8 protein-coding genes are annotated in these 6,265 nt (G+C 60.7%); 4 read left to right on the top strand and 4 right to left on the bottom strand.

The features are described from left to right. Positions 1-41: 41 nt before the first annotated feature. Positions 42-413 carry a YajD family HNH nuclease gene (locus ACW9JC_RS28000; protein WP_007944009.1) on the bottom strand — a complete coding sequence of 124 codons (372 nt, stop codon included), beginning with the start codon at positions 411-413 and terminating at the stop codon, positions 42-44. Positions 414-461: 48 nt separating this feature from the next. After that, positions 462-1,148 carry a spermidine synthase gene (locus ACW9JC_RS27995; RefSeq protein ID WP_457459087.1) on the bottom strand — a complete coding sequence of 229 codons (687 nt, stop codon included), beginning with the start codon at positions 1,146-1,148 and terminating at the stop codon, positions 462-464. A gap of 95 nt (positions 1,149-1,243) precedes the next feature. Between ACW9JC_RS27995 and ACW9JC_RS27990 the strand changes: the two genes are divergently transcribed. Continuing rightward, positions 1,244-1,534 carry a hypothetical protein gene (locus ACW9JC_RS27990; RefSeq protein WP_338585243.1) on the top strand — a complete coding sequence of 97 codons (291 nt, stop codon included), beginning with the start codon at positions 1,244-1,246 and terminating at the stop codon, positions 1,532-1,534. On the opposite strand, the gene ACW9JC_RS27985 is transcribed toward ACW9JC_RS27990, so the two are convergent. Beyond that, complete coding sequence (locus tag ACW9JC_RS27985) at positions 1,531-2,004, bottom strand: cyclic nucleotide-binding domain-containing protein (protein ID WP_338585244.1); 474 nt, start codon at positions 2,002-2,004, stop codon at positions 1,531-1,533. The two genes, ACW9JC_RS27990 and ACW9JC_RS27985, sit on opposite strands and share 4 nt — an antisense overlap. A 204-nt stretch (positions 2,005-2,208) precedes the next feature. Continuing rightward, entirely contained in the window at positions 2,209-4,263 is a 2,055-nt protein-coding gene (locus tag ACW9JC_RS27980; protein WP_457459085.1) for a S9 family peptidase, read from the bottom strand. 100 nt (positions 4,264-4,363) lie between these two features. Here ACW9JC_RS27980 and ACW9JC_RS27975 point away from each other — a divergent pair, with 100 nt between their 5' ends. The 3 genes from ACW9JC_RS27975 to ACW9JC_RS27965 are packed head-to-tail and all read left to right on the top strand — an operon-like array spanning position 4,364 to position 6,227. Beyond that, on the top strand, positions 4,364-4,861 hold the full coding sequence (locus ACW9JC_RS27975) for an MFS transporter (RefSeq protein ID WP_457459083.1): 498 nt from the start codon (positions 4,364-4,366) through the stop codon (positions 4,859-4,861). Between the two features lie 33 nt (positions 4,862-4,894). Next, entirely contained in the window at positions 4,895-5,671 is a 777-nt protein-coding gene (locus ACW9JC_RS27970) for a class II glutamine amidotransferase (RefSeq protein ID WP_448106710.1), read from the top strand. A gap of 13 nt (positions 5,672-5,684) precedes the next feature. Next, the gene (locus ACW9JC_RS27965) at positions 5,685-6,227 is read left to right on the top strand and encodes a DUF2937 family protein (RefSeq protein ID WP_416128673.1); all 543 of its coding nucleotides are present in this window, start codon (positions 5,685-5,687) and stop codon (positions 6,225-6,227) included. The last annotated feature ends 38 nt before the right edge of the window (positions 6,228-6,265 follow it).

The raw sequence follows: 6,265 nt of genomic DNA, 5'->3' as shown, positions 1-6,265 counted from the left end.
CGTCCCAATGTAGGAGCTGCCGCAGGCTGCGATCTTTGCTTTTAATCTTCTTTCTTCATCAACCCGGCCAACGCGGCAAACGGGTTATGCGTCGCCTTGGCGATTTTCGGCGTGCTCAGCGAGCCTTCGCCGAAATACTGCTGGTCGGTGTAGCGCGAGTGTTCGTTGTCGTGGCAATACAGGCACAACAGCTCCCAGTTCGAACCGTCCTGCGGGTTGTTGTCGTGGTTGTGGTCGCGGTGGTGCACGGTCAGTTCGCTCAGGCGCTTGCCGGAGAATTCACGGGCGCAGCGGCCGCACACGTGCGGGTACATCTTCAGGGCCTTGTCGCGGTAGCCCATTTCCTTGTCGCGCTGGTTGTCGGCGAGGATGCGGTCCAGCTTCGACGTGTTGGTTGGGGTGGACGAACTCATGGGTTCACCTTTGTTAAATGACTAATGACGGTATAAACGCAGTTTAGCTCAGCCCTTGAGCTTCTCGGCAATCCAGATGGTGTGGCGGGTGCCCTTGTTGCCGTGGGCGAAGACTTGCACTTCCTCGGCCTTGAACCCGGCTTTTTTCAGTTTGTCGGAAAACTGCCGGTCCGCGCTGGCCGACCAGACCGCCAGCACGCCTTTTGGCCGCAGGGCCTTGGCGCAGGCACTCAGGCCGCCAGCGGAGTAGAGCCAGCTGTTGGCTCGCTGGGTCAGGCCTTCGGGGCCATTGTCGACGTCGAGCATGATCGCGTCGAAGCCTTGCGGCTCGGCTTGCAGCACTTTGGCCACGTCTTCCAGGCGGATCACCGTGCGCGGGTCCAGGAGCGGGTTTCCGGCCTTCTCGCCCAACGGCCCACGGTTCCATTCCACGACGCCGGGGACCAGCTCGGCAACCACCACTTCAGCGTTCTTGCCCAGGTGCTTGAGCGCCGAGGCGAGGGTGAAACCCATGCCCAGTCCACCGATCAACACCCGCGAATTCGGCCGACCGGCGACCTTGCGGCAGGGGATCTCGGCCAGGGCATCTTCGGAACCGTGCATGCGCGTGTTCATCAGTTGCCCGCCGTCGCCGCCCTGGATCTTGATGACGAAATCCTCGCCGTACTCGAACAGGCAAAGGGCACCGCCGTTTTCGGGAATAGGGGCGGTATCGAGCAGAACGAAACGTTTCATGGGGCTCACTTGAAGAAAATTGGCAGCACAGGGGAAGGCAAACGGACGCAGTTGGGAGTAGCCTGCAAATGACAACAAGGCCAACGGAGCCATTGATGAAGCGCACCATTCTAACGGTCATTGCCCTGGCCGCGCTCTCGATTACTGCAGTGCAGGCCCAGACGCTACAGACTTCGCCCGTCAGTCCCGCGCCGATGCCCGGTTCGCCCGGCACCGCAACCCCCACGCCGTATCCGCAAATCACTCCCGCGCCCATGCCGAAAGTCGGCCCGGGCAGTGGCGGTCCGCCGTTGGTGCCTATCGAGAGACCGAGCCCGCCGACCAAGGATCAGCCGGTGCCGGGGATCGAGCAGAATCCGCCGAAGGTCAAGTCACCCGGCGGTTAGACCTGTTGCGATAGCAGTTGCCCGTCGGCCATGCGCAAGCGCTTGGACAGGGAGACGGCGAGGGCGCGGATGATCTTGGCGGCGATTTTCGGGGCGTCGTTGAGCATCTTTTCCAGTGAGTCCTTGCCGAGGTTGAGCAACTGGCAGTTGCTCGCCGCCACGCAACTGGCCGAGCGACGTTCGCCGTCGAGCACGGCCATTTCACCGAATGAACGGCCACTGCGCAGGGTAGCGATGGTCACCCGTTGTCCGTCGGCGGTGGATTTTTGTACCGCTACTTGGCCGGTGTGGATGATGCACATGAAACTGCCGGCATCGCCCTCCTGGAAAATCTGTTCGCCCTGGGCAATGGTGCTGATGCTGAAATAGCCCGAAGCGGCGGCAAAATCTGCCGGCAATAGCTGGTTGAACAGGCCGCAGTCCATCAGCCAGTCGCGGATTTCGTTATTGAGTAAGGTCGGTTCTGACATTTTTTTGCGGTCTTTTTTGTTGTGTCTGTTTCCGAGTTTGGCATTGCCCTGTAGGAGCACAGCTTGCTGGCGATGGCGGCGATTCAGTCAAAATTGATATTGAATGTGGCGGCCTCATCGCGAGCAAGCTGTGCTCCTACAGGGGACGTTGTTGTATCGGCTCCCGATGTACGGAATTAAGACCGGTTCATCGGATCAAGTTCCTCAGGCAATCCGCAAAACCTTGAACAAAAATGCGTATTCGAGTGCAACGTCACGCAATCCCTGATATCGACCGCTCATCCCGCCATGCCCAGCGCCCAGTTCGGTCTTGAGCAGCAGGGGATTGGTGTCGGTTTTGGTCGCGCGCAATTTCGCCACCCACTTGGCCGCTTCCCAGTACTGCACGCGGCTGTCGTTGTAGCCGGCGATGACCAGCGTGGCCGGATAGGCTTGTGCCGTAACGTTTTCGTACGGGGCGTAAGCCTTGAGCCGCTCATAGACGTCGGGTTCTTCAGGATTACCCCACTCGTCGTATTCGGTGACGGTCAGCGGCAACTCCGGGTCGAGCATGGTATTGAGCACGTCGACGAACGGCACTTCGGCAATCGCCGCGCCGAACAACTCTGGCCGTTGGTTGAGCACCGCGCCGATCAACAGGCCACCGGCACTGCCACCACTGATCGCCAATTGTGGCGCGGTGGTGATACCATTGGCGATCAAGTGTTCGGCACAGGCGATGAAGTCGCTGAAGGTGTTGTGCTTGTGCTCCTGCTTGCCCGCGCGATACCAGGCTTCGCCCAGCTCGCCGCCGCCACGCACGTGTGCAATGGCAAACGCCATGCCGCGATCGAGCAGGCTCAAGCGTGCGTGGGAGAACCACGGATCAAGACTTTCGCCATAGGCGCCGTAGCCGTACAGATACAGCGGCACCGGTTTGCCGAGGGCTTCGCGTTTGACCACCAGGCTGATCGGCACCTGCGTGCCGTCAGGCGCGGTGGCCCACAGGCGCTGGCTGACGTAGGCGTCGGCGTCGAACGGGCCGAGCACCGGGGTTTGCTTGAGCACTTGCTGTTCGCCGTTGCTCAGTTGCAGTTGACGGATCTGCGCCGGACGGTTCAACGCTTCATAACGCAGGCGAATCCGCTCGCTGACGAATTCCAGACTGTTTTGCACATGCAGGCTGTAGGCCGCGTCCGGCAATTGCACCCGGTAGCTCGGCAGATCTTGCGGATGGACTTCGATGATCGGCAGGCCACCTTCGCGCAAGCTCAGCGTCATGGCGCCGGCGTTCAGGCTCATGCCATCGATCATCACTGTATCGCTGTGGGGGATCAGGTTCTGCCAATCGGCTTCGATCGGCGCAGAGCCGGTATCGACGGCGGTGTACAGGGCGAAGTTGATGCCGTCGCGGTTGGTGCGGATGAACCAGGTCCATTGGCCGTCGAGGGCGCCGTGGTCGACGTCGTACTCATGGTCTTCGACCCGTGGCGCAATACAGGTAAAGGCTTGTTGCGGCTGGTTGGCGTCGAGCACCCAGACTTCGCTGGTGGTCTTGCTACCCACGGATAGCAATAGTTGCTGCTCGGAGCTGGCGCGATAGCAATGCATGAAGAAGCGACCGTCGGGCTCATGGAACACTTCCTCGGCCGCGGTGCCGTCCAGACGATAGCGGTACAGCTTGTGCGGGCGATGGGTGTCGTCCAGTTCGCCGAAGAACAGCGTCAGGCTGTCATTGGCCCAGGTCATGCTGCCGTCGCAGTCCTGGAATTCCAGTTCACTGACACGACCGTCGGACAATTCCTTCACGAACAGCGTGTAGATCTCATCACCTGTGGAATCGATGCTGTAGGCCAGACGTTGGTGGTCCGGGCTGATACTGAACGCGCCCAGGGAAAAGAAGCCGCCATTGGCCAGCACGTTCGGGTCCAGCAGCAGTTGTTCCTGGCTTTCATCGAGGGTCAGGCTGTCGTCGACCGGACGCGGGCAACGGTAATGGCGGGCGTATTCGTCGCCCGCCGTGGTGCGCGTGTAATACAGATACGGGCCCCACGGCGAAGGCAGGGACAGGTCGGTTTCGAGAATCCGGCCTTTGATTTCCTCGAACAGGGTTTCACGCAGACCGGCCTGATCGGCGGTTTGTGCTTCCTGATAGCTGTTTTCAGCCTTGAGGTAGTCGAGCACCGCAGCGGTGTCGCGCTCCTGCAGCCAGGCATACGGGTCGGAACCTTCGGCCTTGTGGGCGATCGGGGGCATGTTGGCGTTCGCGGATAAGGACATGAATGGCTCTCGGACAGTATTCGAAATAGGCGACGCCGTCAGCGGGGCAGCCTGACGGGCGAAAAGCCGTTATCATAAGCGCCTCTTTGCCTGCCTTGCCATGGACACCATGACCGAGAACGACTATCTGATCGCTTGGGGCCTCTACGCCTTTGCCGCTTTGGGCTGCCTGTTGGTGTGGATGCGCATTACCCGCTGGATGTGGCGTTGGCTGCGTGAGCCGCTGCGGTTGCTGATGGCGGTGCTGCTGTTCAGCCCGACCATCATTGACCCGGTAAAGGAAAAGGTCGCCCCGGCCATTGCCATTACCGCACTTGACCTGTTGTTCAAGGTCGGCAATAACGCGTGGCGAGCGATTTCCGATCTGTTCATGTACGGCATGATCGCATTCGGCATTTACCTTGTGATCGTGGCGATTCGCTTCCCCATCGAGCGCGCCGCGAATGCCCGCAAGGAGCAGGCTGCCGCCGCCAAGGCCGCCGCCCGTGCCGACGAACCGGAGGAAGATCATCCGTTCGGCGGTGCCGGCGATGATCGCTACGGCCGTCCGCCTTTGCCGAGCAATCCCCAGCGCATGCGGGTCGAACCTCGTCTGTAACCTTGCCCCCTGCCATTGAGCGAGAGTCCGAGCATGTGTGAGTTATTGGGCATGAGCGCCAATGTCCCGACCGATATCGTGTTCAGCTTCACCGGGCTGATGCAGCGCGGTGGCCGCACCGGCCCGCACCGTGATGGCTGGGGCATTGCTTTCTATGAAGGTCGCGGGCTGCGACTGTTCCAGGACCCGGCGGCGAGCTGCGAGTCCGAAGTCGCGAACCTGGTGCAGCGTTATCCGATCAAGAGCGAAGTGGTGATCGGGCACATTCGCCAGGCCAACGTCGGCAAGGTCTGCCTGTCCAACACCCATCCGTTCGTCCGAGAGTTGTGGGGGCGCAATTGGTGTTTCGCCCATAACGGCCAATTGGCCGACTTTCAGCCGAAGGCCAGTTTCTATCGCCCGGTTGGCGATACCGACAGCGAAGCGGCATTTTGCGATTTGCTCAACCGTGTACGTGCGGCGTTTCCCGAGCCGGTCGAGGTCGAAGAGCTGCTGCCGGATCTGGTCGCTGCCTGCGCCGAATACCGCAACAAAGGCGTGTTCAACTGCTTGCTCAGCGATGGCGACTGGTTGTTCTGCTACTGCTCGACCAAACTGGCGCAGATTACCCGTCGCGCCCCGTTCGGCCCGGCGCGCTTGAAGGACGTCGATGTGATCGTCGACTTCCAGGCCGAAACCACGCCCAACGACGTGGTCACCGTGATCGCCACCGAACCCCTGACCGAAAACGAAACCTGGACCCGTTACGAACCGGGCCAATGGAGCCTGTGGCGACGCGGTGAATGCGTCAGCCAGGGCATGACCGAATAAGGATCTGCTCCCCATGTTGCTCAGTTATCTACGGCTGGTGTTATTCGCGGCGGGCCTGTTGATCGGTGTCCAGGTGCCGGGGTTCATCAACGATTACGCCAAGCGGATCGAAGCGCATCTGATTGAGGCGCAAACCGGTTTGAGCGGGTTCCAGAACACCGCCAATCAGTTTTTCAAGGGTGATATGCAGGCATTGGTGGCCCATTACCGCGCCAGCGAAGACCCGATCTTTCGCAGTGATGCCGACAGCCTCAGCAACCTGCTGACCCGTCAGGTGGCGCTGGATAAACAGTTCCAGGCGATGCAAGGGCCGTGGTACATCCGCTTCCTGCAAGTGGTGCTGGCCGCCGATCCGGACATTCGCAAGGAAACCTGGAATGGCTACAGCTACCAGATCCTGCTGACCCCGGAAGCGATGATCTGGGGCATGAGCGGCGCGCTGCTGCTGTCGTTCGGCATCGAGTGCCTGTTCCGTCTGATCGACTGGGTGGTGTTGGGCGGCAAACGCCTGCGCCAGAGCCGGCCGATCGAAGAGCGGGATTTGCGCGGCCTGTAAAAAGATCGCAGCCTGCGGCAGCTCCTACATTGGAATGC

This window comes from Pseudomonas sp. SDO5591_S426 (assembly GCF_054070755.1).
This window is presented reverse-complemented; position numbering and strand designations above follow the sequence as displayed.

What these genes read in the sequence shown, in the direction of transcription:
- ACW9JC_RS27995 (WP_457459087.1), bottom strand. Translation starts at nt 1,148, where the DNA reads ATGAAACGTTTCGTTCTGCTCGATACCGCCCCTATTCCCGAAAACGGC.
- ACW9JC_RS27970 (WP_448106710.1), top strand. Translation starts at nt 4,895, where the DNA reads ATGTGTGAGTTATTGGGCATGAGCGCCAATGTCCCGACCGATATCGTG.
- ACW9JC_RS27965 (WP_416128673.1), top strand. Translation starts at nt 5,685, where the DNA reads ATGTTGCTCAGTTATCTACGGCTGGTGTTATTCGCGGCGGGCCTGTTG.
- ACW9JC_RS28000 (WP_007944009.1), bottom strand. Translation starts at nt 413, where the DNA reads ATGAGTTCGTCCACCCCAACCAACACGTCGAAGCTGGACCGCATCCTC.
- ACW9JC_RS27980 (WP_457459085.1), bottom strand. Translation starts at nt 4,263, where the DNA reads ATGTCCTTATCCGCGAACGCCAACATGCCCCCGATCGCCCACAAGGCC.
- ACW9JC_RS27990 (WP_338585243.1), top strand. Translation starts at nt 1,244, where the DNA reads ATGAAGCGCACCATTCTAACGGTCATTGCCCTGGCCGCGCTCTCGATT.
- ACW9JC_RS27985 (WP_338585244.1), bottom strand. Translation starts at nt 2,004, where the DNA reads ATGTCAGAACCGACCTTACTCAATAACGAAATCCGCGACTGGCTGATG.
- ACW9JC_RS27975 (WP_457459083.1), top strand. Translation starts at nt 4,364, where the DNA reads ATGGACACCATGACCGAGAACGACTATCTGATCGCTTGGGGCCTCTAC.